Here is a 14,756-nt window from a genome sequence, read left to right as displayed (position 1 = left end):
GATCGTAGACGATCGCGCATGGATCGGAGCGGATGAGCTATGGACCGTCTCATCAAACGCGGGTGGAATCTCCGCCATGACCTCCACCGCACCCACCCTGATCATCGGCGGCACCGGCAAGACCGGCGCCCGCGTCGCTGCGCTCCTGCGGGACCGCCGCCTCCCGGTCCGCACCGCCGCCCGCTCCCGCGCCGACGTCGTGTTCGACTGGCACGACGCTGCCACGTGGCCCGCAGCGCTCGACGGCGTGCGCGCCGCGTACATCACGTTCGCGCCCGACCTCGCCGTGCCGGGCTCCGTCGGGCTCGTCCGCGCGTTCGCGTCCGCCGCCGTCGACCGCGGCATCCGCCGCCTCGTGCTCCTGTCGGGGCGCGGGGAGGAGGAGGCGCAGCGGGCCGAGCAGGCGCTGCTCGAGGTCGCGCCCACGAGCACGATCGTCCGGGCCAGCTGGTTCATGCAGAACTTCGACGAGAGCTACCTGCTCGAGCCGGTCCTGGAGGGCGTCGTCGCGCTGCCGGCCGGGCAGGTCCCCGAGCCCTTCGTCGACGCCCGCGACATCGCGGAGGTCGCGGCCGCCGCGCTGACCGGGGACGGCCACGCCGGTGAGGTGTACGAGGTGACGGGTCCGCGGGCGCTGACGTTCGCCGAGGCGGTCGACGAGATCGCGCGCGCGTCCGGCCGCCGCCTCGCCTACGTGCCGGTCACGCTGGACGAGTACACCGCGGCGGCGACGGAGGCCGGCGTCCCCGAGGACATCGTCGCGCTCCTGCGCTACCTCTTCGAGGAGGTGCTGGGCGGTGACAACGGCCGGCTCGCGGACGGCGTCCAGCGTGCGCTCGGACGCGCGCCGCGCGACTTCGCCGACTACGCGCGCGACGTCGCCGCGACCGGGGTATGGAGCTCCACGGCGGCGGGGGCCTGAGCACGCCATGTCGACCTCGCTCTCCGCGCTCGCGGTCGTCACCGCCGTGGCCTGCGCCCTGACGGGCGGCGTCCTGTTCGCGTTCTCGAGCTTCGTCATGCCGGCCCTGCGCGCGCTCCCGCCCGCGCAGGGCCTCGCGGCGATGCAGTCGATCAACGTCAAGGCGATCACGCCCGCCTTCATGCTGCTGTTCAACGGGAGCGCGCTGCTGGCGCTCGCGTGCGTCGTCGCCGGCGTGGTCGCGTTCGGCGACGCCCACGGCCCCTGGCTCGTGGCGGGCGGCGCGCTGTACCTCGTCGGCGGGTTCGGCCTGACCGCCGGATACCACGTGCCGCGCAACGACGCGCTGGCGCGGCTCGACCCCGCCGCGCCGAACTCGGCCGGCGCGTGGCGCCGGTACGACCGCGAGTGGACCCGCATGAACCACGTCCGCACCGCCGCCTGCGCCGCCGCGAGCGCGGCGCTGATCGTCGCGCTCCTCGCGTGAGGCGTTCCCGCGGGAACGCCGCCGTGTCCGTTCCGTCCGAGCATGACGCGAACATATGTTCGTGTTCGGACGGAACCACGACACGGGACGGAAGCGATGAGGACGATCGACGAGCTGGCCGACGAGATCTCCCTGCTGGCGGGGCACATCAACGCCGCGATGGCGCGATGGCTCGAGCTGGTCGCGGAGTTCGACGAACGCGAGGGGTGGGCCGAGTGGGGCTGTCGCTCGTGCGCGCAGTGGGTGTCGTGGCGCTGCTCGATCGCCCCGGGTCCGGCGCGCGAGCACGTGCGCGTCGCGCGGCGGCTGCGCGAGCTGCCCGCGATCCGCGACGCGTTCGCGGCCGGCGAGCTGAGCTACTCGAAGGTCCGTGCGCTCACGCGCGTCGACGGCGTCGAGGCGGAGGAGCCGTTGCTCGCGCTCGCGCGGACGTCGACTGCCGCCCAGCTCGAGCGGGTCGTGCAGGCGCATCGCGGGGTCACGCGCGAGTCGGCCGCGCGCATCCACGAGGAGCGCCACCTGACCTGGTTCCACGACGACGACGGTGCGCTGGTCCTCAAGGCGCGGCTGTCACCGGACGAAGGTGCGGTCCTCCGGAAGGCGCTGGAGGTGATGGCCGCGCGGGAGGGGCCGCAGCCGCGGCCTCAGGACGTTCCCGCGGGAACGCCGGCGCCACCGGATCCGGTGACGCGCGACCGCGAGCTCGACGCGCTCGTGCTCATGGCCGAGCAGACCTTGGCCGCCGAGCAGGAGCCTGCGGGGAGGAGCGGCGGCGACCGCTTCCAGGTCCTCGTCCATGTCGACGCCGACGATGGGCCCGCGGCCGGCGGCGGGGCGCACCTCGACGACGGCCCCGCGCTCGCACGGGAGACGGTGCGACGGCTGTGCTGCGATGCGAGCCTCGTCGGGATCCGGGAGCGGGATGGCGCGCCGCTGGACGTCGGACGCAAGACGCGCTCCATCCCGCCGGCGCTGCGGCGGGCGCTCCGGGCGCGCGACCGCGGCTGCCGGTTCCCGGGGTGCACACAGCACCGATGGGTCGATGCGCACCACGTCGAGCACTGGGCCGACGGCGGTCGCACGGCGGTCGGGAACCTCGTGCAGCTGTGTCGTCACCACCACAGGCTCGTGCACGAAGGCGGCTTCCGGGTGGAGCGCGACGACGCCGGCGGATTCCTCTTCCGGCGGCCGGACGGGCGCGCGCTCGACGTGGTGGTTCCGCCGCGAGACGCGCCCGCTCCGCTGGGGCCGGCCGCGGTGGTGGAGGAGAACGAGCGGCGCGGGCTGGCGATCACTGCGATGTCCACGGTGCCCGACTGGTACGGCGATCGGCTCGACCTCGACCTCGCGGTGGAGTCGCTCCTCATCGCCGAGCGCGCGGTGTAGCGTCCGCGGCATGAGCACGCAGACCGCATCCGAGAGCACGACGCCACTGGTCACCGGCACGGACTTCATCGCGATCCCGACCCGCGACTACGAGGCCGCCGCGAAGTTCTACGGCGAGATCCTCGGCCTCCCGTTCGCCAAGCGGTGGGGGCAGATGCCGGCCGGCGAGTTCGAGACCGGCAACCTGACGATCGCGCTGATGCAGATGGAGGCGTTCGGCCAGGAGTTCGCGCCGCACGTGGGTCCTGTCGCGCTGCAGGTCGACGACGTGCACGCGGCGCGGGAGCGGCTCGAGGCGGCTGGCGTCACGTTCGTCCCGGACACGATCGACAGCGGCGTCTGCCACATGGCGATCTTCAAGGACCCGGACGGGAACTCGCTGATGCTCCACCACCGCTACGCGCCGAAGGACGCCAAGCCGACGATCGCCTAGCTGCGGGTTTCCACGGACGAGGTCTGCACGTCGCCGCGGAGGGCGCGGCGGCGAGGCGGACCGATCATCAGGCCATGAAGCTCGCTGATCGCTCTCCCGCCACCGTCCTCATCCTCGCCCACGTCGTCGTCTTCGGCGTCGTCCTCGTCGAGATCGCCATGTGGTCCGCCGCCAACGCCGTCTTCATGGGCGCGACGCTGGTCCTCGCCGCCGCCGTCGCCATCGGCGTGCTGCGCTGGTTCTTCCACCTCCTTGATGAGGAAGAGCCGGGGGTCGTCGCCAAGCCCGCCGCCGCGCCCGTCGCCGAGCCGACCGCCGTCGAGGCGCCGCGCTCCAAGGCGCCCGCCGCGCCCGCCCCGCGCCACGCCGCGCTCACCCACTAGCTCGCTTCCCGCGGTTCACGGCCGGTAGTGGCTGACCGTGAACCGCGCACCGTGCGGGTCAGCGAGCCCCGCCACGCGGGTCGGACCGGCGTCGAACGGCGGCTGCACGACGGTGCCGCCGTTCGACGCCGCCGCCCGAGCTGCCGCATCCGCGTCGTCGACCGAGAACGTCACGTGCCAGTGCGGCCGTTCGCCGTCCTGGAGCGGGAGGAGCCAGCCGACCGCGTCCGAGAAGCCCTTCGGCACGCCGGGCGCCGCGTGCCGCTCACGCAGCGACGGATCGCGCCGCGCCAGGTGGTCGCCGTAGCCGGGCCGGCGCAGCATCCGCGCGTCGCCGCCGCCCCCGAAGTCGACGGGCTGCGCCTCCCACCCGAGCCGCTCGCCGTAGAACCGCGCGGCGGCGTCGAGGTCGGTGGTGTGCAGGTCGCTCCAGTTCCACGTCCCCGGCGCGTTGACCCGCTCGGCCGTCAGGTCGGGCGTGAGGAGGAGCGTCGCGCCCTGCCCGTCGGTGAGCGCGCCGGCCTCCTGCGCGCGGACGTACGTGCGCCACTGGCCGGCCGCGTCCGCCGAGACCAGCCCCGCGACGCGCTCGCCCTCCAGCCGGGCAACGCCGTCCGGCCCGACCTCCCACTCGAAGACCGCGCCGTAGAACCGCGCGGACGCGTCGAGGTCGGGCGTGGGGAGGTCGATCCAGCAGGGGACGCCGTCCAGGTACCGCTCGTGCTCGTTCATGCGGCCGACGGTACGGCCGCTTGTGGCCGGATCCTGACCGCTATCGGCTCACCGGGCTCGGCACGGCGTAGGCGCTGAGCGAGGCAGTGTGGCTGGCGGAGTCGTTTGTGACCTCCGCGCAGCGGACGGCGATGTTGTAGGTGCCCGCGGGCTTGTCGATCCACCCCGCCAGGGGGATCGCGACGTGGTAGTTGTTCGTCGCCGGTGTGTCGCCGAACGCGTTCGGGCTGAACGCCGTGAGCCCGTTCGCCGGCCCGGTGCCGTCGCTGATGAAGAGGTTGCAGCGCGTGCGGGTCACGAGCGCGGGGCCGCTCGTCGCGTTGACGACGTCCGCGAACCCGTTCGCGAAGATGCGGCCGGACCACGGCAGCACGATCTGCCCGGTCGTCGTCGCTCCTGTGGCGAGGTCCACGAGCACGGTGGTCGTGCCGATCGGGCCGATCGTGCCGCTGTCGCTCTTCGCCGCCGCGGTGACGGTCGGGCCAGCGCGCGAGGAACGCGAGGACCAGGGCGGGGGAGGGGCGGCGAGGAGACATGGCCCGACCCTCTTAGGTTCGTGGCAGTCATTGCAAGCCCGCCCTGGTCCGGGCGTGGCGCTAGCGGGTGAAGCGCGGCTCCTCCGGCGCCGCGAGCGGGTTGGGGAGCGTGCCGCGCAGCTGGAGCGAGCCGGCCGGGTCCTGCAAATCGACCATCTGCCTGGAGTTGGCGAGCTGCAGGCGGTTGAGGCACGACAGCGCGAACCGCTCGCACAGCAGCTGCTCGGCGGCCGCGTCGCCGTGCTCGCGGACGCACGCGCGCACCAGCGCCCAGAACTCGTGCTCGGGCAGTGCGCCCGCGTCGTCGAGGATCGGAGCGAGGAAGCGCAAGAAGCAGTCGACGACGTCGGTCAGGATCGACAGCGGCTTGAGCTCGTCCGGCACCCGCGCGCGGATGCGCTCGACCTCCGGCGGCAGCTCGCGGTCGGGGTCCATCAGCACGATCTCCTCGGCGATGTCCTTCATGAAGACCCGCACCGGCACGTCGTCCTCGAGCACGAGGATGAGGTTCTCGCCGTGCGGCATGAAGACCAGGTCGTAGGCGAAGAAGCAGTGCAGGAGCGGGCGCAGGTAGGCGTTCAGGTACGCGCGGACCCACTCGTGTGCGGGCAGGCCCGAGCGCTCGATGAGCGCCGCCGCGAGCGAGCGCCCGTCGCGGTCGACGTGCAGCAGCGACGCCATCGTCGCCACCCGCTCGCCCTCCGCGAGCCGCCCGCTCGGCGACTCGCGCCACAGCGCCGCGAGCATCTTCGGGTAGGGCGCGTTCGGGTCGTCGACGTCCGTGTACGACGGCGGCCGGTAGCCGACCGACGCGCGCTCGCGCAGGATCTCGAAGCGGCACGCGCGGAGCGTCTCGTCGCCGGCGACCAGGTCCGCGAGCCAGTCGTTGATCGCCGGCGTGCCGTCCATGTACTTCGCGCTCAGCCCGCGCACGAAGCCCATGTTCACCACGCTCAGCGCGGTCTTGACGTAGTGCTTGCGCGGGTCGGACGCGTTGTGGAACGTGCGGATCGACTGCTGCGCGAGGTACTCGTCCTCGCCGGCGCCGAGGAACACCAGCCGGCGCTCGGCGACGTCGGCGGCGAACGTCACCGCCAGCCGCTGCGCCCACTGCCACGGGTGGACGGGCATGAGCAGGTAGTCGCCGGGGTCGAGCCCGAGGTCGGTGAGGGTCGTCCTGAACCGCGCGAGCGTCTCGGCCCCGAGCTCGCCGGCGAGCAGGTCGTCGTACGTGAGGCCGTCGCCGGCGGAGAACGACGCGTGCTCCCGGGATGCCGCGACCCACACGAGGCGCACGGGCCGGGCGGCCTCGGGCGCGTAGCGGGCGTAGTCGTCGGCGCTGAACCCGAGCCGGCCGCTGTTGGCGACGAAGCACGGATGGCCCTCGGTCAGCCGCGTCTCGATCGTCTGGAAGTCGGCCGCCGCCAGCTCGTCGGCGGGAAGCGCGCGGGCGAGCTTGTACGCGAGCGCGCTCGTCGTCGACGCGATCTCCTCCAGGTAGATCCCGAGCCGCTCGCCGTCGAGGCCGAGCGTGCGCGCGAGGTCCAGCACGAGGCCCAGCGCGTCGAGCGGCAGCTCCTCGCCGTCGCGGCGCTCGCGGGTGACGGACGCGGGGTTGATCTGCCAGTGCTCGAGCGCGCGCAGGCGGGCCGTGAACCGGTAGAGCGTCTCGCCGTCGTCGGAGGCGACCGCGTAGCGCCCGTCGCGCTCGCGGCGCGGCTCGAGCACGCGCTCGTGGGCGAGCTCGGACAGCGCCTTGGTGACGATCGCGCGGGTGGCCTCCGCCCACAGCTCCGGCGTGAGATGCGCGGCGGCCGCGGGCCCCGCGCCGGCCGCGGCGGTGGTCGGGGTGTCGGGGATCACGGTGCTCATCGGGTCGCCTCCTCGAACTGCGCGCGCGTGCAGGTGCTCAGCAGCGCCTCCTTGCCGTCGGGCAGGGTCACCGGCCCGACGACCTCGAAGCCCACGTGCGCGTTGAGCGCGTGGACGGCGGTGTTGCGGACGTCGGGCTCGACGACCACCCGCTCCGTGCCGGGCCGCGCGAACGCCAGCTCCATCACGGCCGTGATGACCGCGCGCGTGAAGCCATGGATCGGCGGCGTGCCCGGCTCCGGCGGCGCGGTGAGGAAGTGCATGCCGAGATCGCCCGGCCGGACGTCGTAGACCGCGCCGACCTGGTCGTGCGCCGGGTCGTACAGCTCGGCCAGCAGCGCCGGCCGCCCGTCGTGCAGCCCGACGAACGCGTCGTGGGTGGGGGAGGCGGCGATGCGGCCGTACTCCTCCCGCACGGCGGCCACGTCCGCGTCCTGCATCAGCCAGAACGCGGCCTTCTCGTGCGTGACCCAGCGGTGGAGCAGCTCGGCGTCCGCCGCAGGCTCCACCTCACGGAAGGTGAAGGTGCCGGTCGCGACGCTCACGAGGTCACCTCCGCCGGCCGCAGCGCGCCCGGCGCCCCGAACTCCTGCATCGCGATCGCCCGCTCGACGGGGTACGCCTCGCGGCCGAGCAGCGACCGGATGATGCACGAGTTGCGGTAGGCCGCCATGCCCAGGTCGGGCGCAGTGAAGCCGTGCGTGTGCAGCTCGCCGTTCTGCACGAAGACCCGCCCGCGCTCGTGGTCGATCGTGTAGTCGCGGGCCACGTCGTAGCGGCCCTGCTCGTCCCACGCGATCCGGTCGGCGATCGGCTCCAGGAAGGCCGGGACCTCGTGGCGGTAGCCGGTGGCGAGGATCAGGCCCTCGGCCTGCAGCCCGAACCGCAAGTCGGCTTCGACGTGGCGAAGCTCCAGCTCGAGTGCGGTTGAGGTCGTCGCGCGCGCGGCGAGCAGCTCGGTGTTGGTGAGCAGCCGGGCAAGCGGCCGCCCGCGCCGGTGCTTGCGGTACAGCGCGTGGAAGATCTCGTCGATCAGGTCGGCGTCGATCCCCTTGTAGAGCTGCTTCTGCTCGGCGCCGAGCCGGTCCCGGACGTCGGGCGGCAGGTCGTGGAAGTAGTCCACGTACTCGGGCGACGTCATCTCCAGCGTCAGCTTCGTGTAGTCGAGCGGGAAGAAGCGCGGCGAGCGCGTGATCCACGTCAGCGCGTAGCCGTGCTCGTCGATCCTCTCCAGCAGGTCGAGGAAGATCTCGCCTGCGCTCTGGCCGCTGCCGACCACCGCCAGCGAGCGCTTGCGCTGCAGCTCCGCGCGGTGGAACAGGTACTGGCCGGAGTGGATCGCGTCGGCGGTGCCGAGGTCGCGCGCGCCCGGCGGGACGTAGGGCGGCGTGCCGGTGCCGAGCACGAGGTGCCGCGCGCGGTACCGCTCGACGCGCGACGCCCGTCCGCCGCTGCCCGCCGCGACGCGGGCGTGGACGACGTACACGTCCTCCCGGGTGTCGTACGTCACGCCCTCGACCTCGCGGCCGAACCGCAGCGACGGCAGCTGGTCGGCCACCCACTGGCAGTAGGCGTTGTACTCGCTCCGCAGCGGCTGGAACGTCTCGCGGATGTAGAACGAGTACAGGTGCCCGCTGAGCTTCGCGTAGTTGAGGAACGAGAAGCGCGAAGTCGGGTCGGCGAGCGTCACCAGGTCGGCCATGAACGGCGTCTGGAGCGTGCTCGTCTCCAGCATCATCCCCGGGTGCCAGTCGAACGACGGGCTCCGGTCCAGGAAGACGCCGTCGAGCTCGTCGAGCGGGTCGGTCAGCGCGGCGAGACCGAGGTTGAACGGCCCGATGCCGACGGCGACGAAGTCGTAGGTGCGGTCGTCGGTGGCGGTGCTCATGCGGCCTGCACCTCCGCGGCGCCGGCGTGGTCGGCGATCAGGTCCAGCACGACCGCGATGTCGTCGAGCGTCGTCGCCGGGTTGAGCAGCGTGAACTTCAGGTGCTGGACGCCGTCGACCCTCGTCGCGGCGACCACCGCCTCGCCGCTCGCCATCAGCGCCTCGCGGGCGCGGCGCTGGTCGCGGTCGTCGCCGTCGGCGAACCGGAAGACGACGGTCGAGAGCGCCGGCGCGACCGGTGTCACGAAGCGCGGGTCGGCGTCGAGCAGCACCCACGCGCCGTGGGCGAGGTCGCAGACCTGGTCGAACAGCTCGCCGATCCGCTCGGCGCCCATCATCCGCAGCGTCAGCCACAGCTTCAGCGCGTCGAACCGCCGCGTCGTCTGCAGCGACTTGTCGACCTGGTTCGGCGTGAGGCTCGTCTGCGGGTTCAGGTAGTCCGCGTGGTGGGTGACGTGGCGGAGCGTCGCGCCACGCCGCACGAGCACCGCGCTGGAGCTGATCGGCTGGAAGAACGACTTGTGGAAGTCGACCGTGATGCTGTCGGCCTGCTCGATCCCGGCGAGCAGGTGCCGCCGGCGCGTGCTGGCCAGCAGCCCGCACCCGTACGCGGCGTCGACGTGCAGCCACGCGCCGTGCTCGCGCGCGATCGCGGCGACCTTGGGCAGCGGGTCGATCGAGCCGAAGTCGGTCGTCCCGGCGGTGGCGACGATCGCCATCGCGCGCCGGCCCTGCGCGGCGCTCTCCCGCACCGCCTCGCCCAGGGCCTCCACGCACATGCGCCGCGCGCCGTCCACCGGCACCGTCACGACGGCGTCCGGCGCGAGCCCGAGCAGCCGCGCGGCCTTCTCGACGCTGAAGTGGCCGGCCTCCGACACGAACACCCGCAGCTCGTCGTGCGGACCGCCTGCCTCGTCCCGCGCGACGTGCAGCGCCTGCAGGTTCGACTGCGTCCCGCCGCTCGTGAAGATGCCGTCCGCCGTGGCGGCCGGCAGCCCGAGCCGCTCCGCCGTCCACGCGATCAGCCGCCGCTCGATCAGCGTCGCCCCGCCCGACTGGTCGAACGTGTCGAGCGACGAGTTGACCGGCGCGAGGATCGTCTCGGCCAGCAGCCCCGGGATCGCGACCGGGCAGTTGAGGTGCGCGAGGTAGCGCGGGTGGTGGAAGTACACCGCGTCGTCGAGGTACAGCCGCTGCACCTCGTCGAGCGCGGCGTCCAGCGAGCGCAGCGGCCGGTCGAGGTCGATCGCGCCGACCGCCGCCTCCAGCTGCTCGGGCTGCGCACCGCTGAACGGCGCATCGACCGCGTCCAGGTGGGCGGCGACCCGGTCGGCGCCGCGCGTCACCGCGCGGCGGTACTCCTCGATGGTGTCGCCGCCGAGCAACGGCGCGGCTGCTCGGCGGAAGCGTGTTCCGAGATCGGGATGAGACATCGGAGACGGGCGCTGCCCGGTGTTAGGGAACCCTAATCTCGATTTGTTCGGGTGCCCTAACAGTGACAGGGTGAAACGGTCTGGCACGCTGCGGCCAAGAGCGGGCATGAGAGCAACGGGGCCGGGACCGCCCGGCAGCACCAGCGGGGACGTGCGCGCGATCGCGACCGACCCGGACGCCTTCGAGGCGTTCTACCGCCAGCACGTGGAGGCGGTGCAGCGCTTCGTCGCGCGTCGCGTCGACGATCGCGAGCGCGTCGCGGACCTGACCGCGGACGTGTTCGTCGCGGCGATCGAGTCGGCGGCGAGCTACCGGGCCGGGCGCGGGAACGCGGGCGCATGGCTGTACGGGGTGGCGCGCAACGTCGTCGCCTCGGACCGGCGCCGCCAGGGGCGCGAGCGGAGGGCGACGGCGCAGGTCGTCGGGCGGCGGCTGCTCGACGACGACGACGTCGCGCGGCTGGACGCGCGGCTGGACGACGCCGCGCGGGCGCGGGCGCTCTACGCGGCGATGGACGGGCTGCCGGACCGCTCACGCGCGGTGCTGGAGCTGGTCGCGCTTGACGAGCTGTCCGTGGCGGACGCCGCGGCGGCGCTGGGCATCCGGCCGGCGGCGGCGCGGGTGCGACTGCACCGGGCGCGGCGGGCGCTGCGCGCGGTGCTGGATGAGGACGCGCCGGCGGCGGCGCGGGACGGACGAGCGCTGGAGGTGGCGTCATGACGGTGCAGGACGAGCGGTTCGAGGATCGCCTGCTGCGGGAGCTGCGGGCGCACGTGGAGGCGCGGCGCGACGCCGCTGAGGCGCCTGCGGGGCGCCCGGGACGGGTCGCGGGCGACGGCGGCGACGGCGGCGGGGCGCGGCGGCGCGTGCCCCGGCTGGCGCTGGCCGGCGGCGGGCTGACCGTCGCGGCGGTCGCGCTCGCGCTGGCGACCGGCGGCAGCGGGACGCCGGACGCGTTCGCGGTCGAGCCGCAGGACGACGGCAGCGTGACGGTGGAGATCCGGTCGCTCACCGACGCGGACGGGCTCGAGCGCGCGCTGCGGGCGGAGGGCGTCAACGCCGAGGTCGAGTACCTGCCCGAGGGCAAGGCGTGCAAGCCCGGCCGCTACAGCGAGCCGGCCACGCCTGCCGCGTCCGTGATGGGCCAGTCGTCGCAGGTCCAGCGCGGCGGCGAAGCCACGCGGTTCACCGTGCGGCCCGTCGCGGAGGGCCAGACGCTCGTCATCACGACGAGCACCGGGCCGGCCGGCGCGAACTCCGTCGGCCTGGCGGTGGCGCAGGGCGCGGTCGGCCCGTGCGAGACGGTCCCGGCGACGACGCCCGCGCGTCCGCCCAGCGGCGCAGCGGCGGGCGAGGCGCAGCGCGCCCCGGTGCCCGCGCAGGCGCCGGGTGAGGCCCCGAGCGACACCGGGCCGTCGCTCGTGGAGCGCGACGGCTGAGCGCGCTCAGCCCGCGGCGGTGGTGCCGCGGAGCGCGTCGACGCGGCGCTGGACCGGGCGCGGGAGGCTCCTGAGCACGGTCCGCGCCGCGCCGCGGGTGGTGCGGCGGGCGGTCGCGGCGGCGATCGCCCGCCGGCCGGTCAGCCCGCCGCGCAGCCACGGGACGACCTCCTCGCGCGGCACCGGGATCGGCGCGTCGTCCGCGAACAGCACGCGTGGCACGAGGCGGTGGTAGACGTCCGCGCGCGCCTGCTCGCGGCCCTCGGGCAGCCACGGCTTGGGCCGCCACGAGAGGTGGATCAGCGTGATCGGGCGGCCACGGTACGAGCAGGCGAGCGTCCGCGCGTCGTCGACCCGCGCGGACTCCAGGTGGGAGCGGAAGGCCATCTCCGCCTCGCCCAGCGCGGCCGCGACGCCGGCGGGGATCTCGCTCATCAGCAGCGCGTTGAACGCGTCCTGGTCCTGTGCCCACAGCGGCGACACGTGCGGCTCGCCGGTGAAGAGCGTGCCGGGCGGAATGCGCTGCCCGGTCTCCCACCACCGGTCGAGCAGCTGCGGCCACCGGTAGGTGTCGAACGCGATGAGGCCGTTGCACAGGTAGGTCTCGCCGCGGCGGACGGGCGCTTGGAGCCCGAGCAGCTGCTCCCACTCGGGGAAGACCCGCCGCGCCTCATCCTCGTGCTCGACCCGCGCGCTGACCACGCGCCCGGCACGCGCCTGCTCGATCACCGGCCGCAGCGACCGCGTGACCAGGACGTCGGAGTCGATCCACACGAAGATCCCCTCGCGGCCGGCGACACGGCTGTACGGCTTGGCGAGCGGGCCCGCGTCGCGGACCTCGGGCGGGACCGGGACGATCGTCGCCTGGGCGGCGATCCGCTCCCGCTGCACGTCGTTGAGCCCGGCGTCCAGGACGACGACCTCGCCGGTGTGCCCGGTCAGCCGCAGCGACGCGATCATCGCCGTGGTGCCGAGCGCGAACCGCTCGTCAGCGAGCGTGTAGTACGTCACGTCGCCCATCCGGTGGGCGAGCCTCTCAGACCGGCGCGCGCCGATGCAAGCGACCTGCGCCGCCTGGCCGACGGGCGCCCGCGGCCCGGCGCGGCCGGCCGGTCGACGCGCGTCGCGGGCTAGGGCCTGCGGAGCGCTTCGGCGACCACCTCGGCCTGCGTCCGGCGCTCCTGCGCCTCCTCCGCGGCGAGCTGGCGGAGCATCTCCTGCTCGCGCTCGCGCTGGTACTGCTCGGCGGCGGCGTCGACCTTGCGGAGCGCCGCGTCGCGGGCCGCCTGCTCGGCGGCGCTGGCCGCGTCGGCCTGCGCGGCTCGGGCCTCCTCCTCGCGGCGGGCGGCGTCCTCGCGCAACTTGGCCATCGCGGCCGCGGCGTCCTCGATCGACGTCGGATCGACCGTGCGGACGATGCGGCGCTCCAGCGCGGCGAAGTGCGCGGGCTCCAGCCGCTCGCTCGTCGGGGCGCACCGCAGGAGCTGGAGCTCGACCAGGTCGCCCTTGGGCTCCGCCCACGCGGCGTAGCGGTCGTACGGGGCGGGGCCGAGCGCGTCGGGCCGCACCTCCTGCCACTGCGCGAGGAGCGTCGGCTCCAGGTGCGGCGGCCGGGCCCCCGCGGGAGCCGCCGGCGCCGGAGTGGACGGGGACGGCGGGGCGGCGCGCAGGGCGCGACGCTGCCAGACCGCCGCGCCGACGAACGCGAGGGCGACGACGAGCATGAGGATGCCGCCCGCGAGGCGGTCGTCCGGGTTCGGGTTCGACTCCTCGTCGGTGAAGACGAGGATGCTCAGCAGCACCGAGCCGATCGCGCACCCGATGAAGACCTTGAAGCGGTCCTTGCGCGCACGTCGCCCGGGCGCCATCTCACACCACCCGGCCGGCCTCGGCCCAGGCGGCAGCGCGCGAGCGCGGGCGGCCGATCATCGCGTGCGTGCCGTCGTCGAGGATCGGGCGCTGGAGGAGCTTGGGGTGCTCGGTGAGGATCGCGACGACCTCGTCGATCCCGAGCCCGTCGGCCTGCAGCCCGAGCGCCTTGTACTGCGCGTCGCGGCGGATCAGGGCGTCCGGCGGATCGCCCTGCAGGCGCTCGGCCAGCGAGCGCAGCTCGGCCGCGTTCAGCCGCTCCGCGACGAGCAGGTACTTGCGCACCGTGACCTCGTGCCCGGCGGCCTCGAGCGCGTCGAGGGCGTGGACGGACGTGGAGCAGTGCGGGTTGTGCAGCAGCGTGAGCGTGGGGGAGTCGGGCATCGGCGCGGATGGTAGGCGTTGCGCCGGACTTCGCGTGTACCACGGGTCCTGACCGGGAAGCGAACCTTGCATGGGGGCACATCCATGGAGCCCGGCACGTGACCGGGCAGAGAGCGAAGGCCGGTGGGAGCGGAGCATCGACGCGCTCGGCGCGGCGTGGCGGCTGATGTCGCGGACACCGGCGATGAAGGCCACGGGCGCCGCGGCGTTCGCGGCGTGGGTGGTCGCGTTCGTGGTCCTGTTCGGGCCCGTGATGGCGTGGTGGGTCTCGACCGGCGACCGCATCGTCCTCGTGGCGGGCAGCGCCGTGGTCGCGTTCCCGTTCCTCTTCGTGACGATCTACTTCTCCGTCGCGATGCTGGCCGCTGCGAACGCGTGCATCGACGGCCAGCGCCTGACCGTGCGGGAGAGCTTCGCGGTCGCGAACCGACGGCTGCCGCAGATCGCCGGCTGGTCGCTGCTGGCCGCGGGCGTCGGCGCGGCGCTGGACGCGCTGTCGGAGTGGATCCCGGGCGTGGGGACGATCGCGTCGTGGGTGCTCGGGGCGGCGTGGTCGCTGGCGACGCTGTTCGCGATCCCGATCATCGTCATCGAGGGGGCCGGCCCGAAGGCCGCGGCGGTGCGCTCGGCGCGCGCGTTCCGCGACGCGTGGGGCGAGTCGGCGATCGGCTACCTGTCGATCACGTTCTTCACCATCGTCCTGACGGTCCCGGCCGCGGTCGCGCTGTGCTTCGGGCTCGCGACAGGCGCATCGAGCATCGGGCTGCTCTGCGTGGCGATCGGCGCGACGCTGCTCGCGGTGTCGACCTTCCTCGCGATCACCGTCGAGCGGCTGTTCGCGCTCGTGCTCTACCGCTACCTGCGCGAGGGCGAGGTGCACGGCGGCTACACCGAGCGGGAGCTGCGCGCCGGGCTGTTCTTCAAGTAGCGGACGGCGCGCGCCGGTTCGGGGGAGTCCCCGATGTACGCCGGCGGGTCTGCGCCGAGACTC

17 protein-coding genes are annotated in these 14,756 nt (G+C 74.1%); 8 read left to right on the top strand and 9 right to left on the bottom strand.

The annotated features are described in order from the left end of the window. Positions 1-76: 76 nt before the first annotated feature. The 5 genes from AC1UE5_RS19880 (at position 77) to AC1UE5_RS19860 (ending at position 3,611) form a co-directional block, all read left to right on the top strand. Positions 77-922 (top strand): Rossmann-fold NAD(P)-binding domain-containing protein, encoded by an 846-nt coding sequence (locus AC1UE5_RS19880; protein ID WP_482926765.1) that lies wholly within the window; start codon positions 77-79, stop codon positions 920-922. 7 nt (positions 923-929) lie between these two features. Continuing rightward, positions 930-1,409: an anthrone oxygenase family protein gene (locus tag AC1UE5_RS19875; protein WP_482926763.1), complete on the top strand. Its 480-nt coding sequence runs from the start codon at positions 930-932 to the stop codon at positions 1,407-1,409. A 96-nt stretch (positions 1,410-1,505) separates the two neighbouring features. Continuing rightward, positions 1,506-2,795, top strand: a complete 1,290-nt coding sequence (locus AC1UE5_RS19870; protein WP_482926761.1) for an HNH endonuclease signature motif containing protein — start codon at positions 1,506-1,508, stop codon at positions 2,793-2,795. 10 nt (positions 2,796-2,805) lie between these two features. Further along, positions 2,806-3,228, top strand: a complete 423-nt coding sequence (locus AC1UE5_RS19865; protein ID WP_482926759.1) for a VOC family protein — start codon at positions 2,806-2,808, stop codon at positions 3,226-3,228. Between the two features lie 74 nt (positions 3,229-3,302). Then, the gene (locus AC1UE5_RS19860; protein WP_482926757.1) at positions 3,303-3,611 is read left to right on the top strand and encodes a hypothetical protein; all 309 of its coding nucleotides are present in this window, start codon (positions 3,303-3,305) and stop codon (positions 3,609-3,611) included. Positions 3,612-3,626: 15 nt separating this feature from the next. On the opposite strand, the gene AC1UE5_RS19855 is transcribed toward AC1UE5_RS19860, so the two are convergent. The 6 genes from AC1UE5_RS19855 to AC1UE5_RS19830 all read right to left on the bottom strand — a co-directional run bounded on the left by AC1UE5_RS19855 (position 3,627) and on the right by AC1UE5_RS19830 (position 10,072). After that, positions 3,627-4,343: a VOC family protein gene (locus AC1UE5_RS19855; RefSeq protein WP_482926755.1), complete on the bottom strand. Its 717-nt coding sequence runs from the start codon at positions 4,341-4,343 to the stop codon at positions 3,627-3,629. Positions 4,344-4,383: 40 nt separating this feature from the next. Continuing rightward, positions 4,384-4,755, bottom strand: a complete 372-nt coding sequence (locus tag AC1UE5_RS19850; RefSeq protein WP_482926753.1) for a hypothetical protein — start codon at positions 4,753-4,755, stop codon at positions 4,384-4,386. Positions 4,756-4,939: 184 nt separating this feature from the next. Next, on the bottom strand, positions 4,940-6,751 hold the full coding sequence (locus AC1UE5_RS19845; protein ID WP_482926751.1) for an IucA/IucC family protein: 1,812 nt from the start codon (positions 6,749-6,751) through the stop codon (positions 4,940-4,942). Next, positions 6,748-7,296 (bottom strand): GNAT family N-acetyltransferase, encoded by a 549-nt coding sequence (locus tag AC1UE5_RS19840; RefSeq protein ID WP_482926749.1) that lies wholly within the window; start codon positions 7,294-7,296, stop codon positions 6,748-6,750. Before AC1UE5_RS19840 ends, AC1UE5_RS19845 begins: the two co-directional genes overlap by 4 nt. Beyond that, positions 7,293-8,639: a lysine N(6)-hydroxylase/L-ornithine N(5)-oxygenase family protein gene (locus AC1UE5_RS19835; protein WP_482926747.1), complete on the bottom strand. Its 1,347-nt coding sequence runs from the start codon at positions 8,637-8,639 to the stop codon at positions 7,293-7,295. Before AC1UE5_RS19835 ends, AC1UE5_RS19840 begins: the two co-directional genes overlap by 4 nt. After that, entirely contained in the window at positions 8,636-10,072 is a 1,437-nt protein-coding gene (locus AC1UE5_RS19830; protein WP_482926745.1) for a pyridoxal phosphate-dependent decarboxylase family protein, read from the bottom strand. Before AC1UE5_RS19830 ends, AC1UE5_RS19835 begins: the two co-directional genes overlap by 4 nt. 106 nt (positions 10,073-10,178) lie before the next feature. Here AC1UE5_RS19830 and AC1UE5_RS19825 point away from each other — a divergent pair, with 106 nt between their 5' ends. After that, positions 10,179-10,793 (top strand): RNA polymerase sigma factor, encoded by a 615-nt coding sequence (locus AC1UE5_RS19825; protein WP_482926743.1) that lies wholly within the window; start codon positions 10,179-10,181, stop codon positions 10,791-10,793. Beyond that, positions 10,790-11,512: a hypothetical protein gene (locus AC1UE5_RS19820; RefSeq protein ID WP_482926741.1), complete on the top strand. Its 723-nt coding sequence runs from the start codon at positions 10,790-10,792 to the stop codon at positions 11,510-11,512. Before AC1UE5_RS19825 ends, AC1UE5_RS19820 begins: the two co-directional genes overlap by 4 nt. Before the next feature lie 6 nt (positions 11,513-11,518). Here AC1UE5_RS19820 and AC1UE5_RS19815 read toward each other — a convergent pair whose 3' ends face one another. The 3 genes from AC1UE5_RS19815 to AC1UE5_RS19805 form a co-directional block, all read right to left on the bottom strand. Beyond that, positions 11,519-12,532, bottom strand: a complete 1,014-nt coding sequence (locus AC1UE5_RS19815; RefSeq protein WP_482926740.1) for a hypothetical protein — start codon at positions 12,530-12,532, stop codon at positions 11,519-11,521. A gap of 110 nt (positions 12,533-12,642) precedes the next feature. After that, on the bottom strand, positions 12,643-13,380 hold the full coding sequence (locus AC1UE5_RS19810; protein ID WP_482926738.1) for a hypothetical protein: 738 nt from the start codon (positions 13,378-13,380) through the stop codon (positions 12,643-12,645). 1 nt (position 13,381) lies between these two features. Further along, on the bottom strand, positions 13,382-13,765 hold the full coding sequence (locus AC1UE5_RS19805) for an arsenate reductase family protein (protein ID WP_482926736.1): 384 nt from the start codon (positions 13,763-13,765) through the stop codon (positions 13,382-13,384). Between the two features lie 166 nt (positions 13,766-13,931). On the opposite strand from AC1UE5_RS19805, the gene AC1UE5_RS19800 reads away from it, so the two are divergent. Next, on the top strand, positions 13,932-14,693 hold the full coding sequence (locus tag AC1UE5_RS19800) for a DUF6159 family protein (protein WP_482926734.1): 762 nt from the start codon (positions 13,932-13,934) through the stop codon (positions 14,691-14,693). Positions 14,694-14,756 lie beyond the last annotated feature (63 nt).

This window comes from Parviterribacter multiflagellatus, assembly GCF_056863265.1.
The sequence above is the reverse complement of the archived record's forward strand: the minus strand, read 5'-3'. Positions and strand labels throughout refer to the sequence as shown.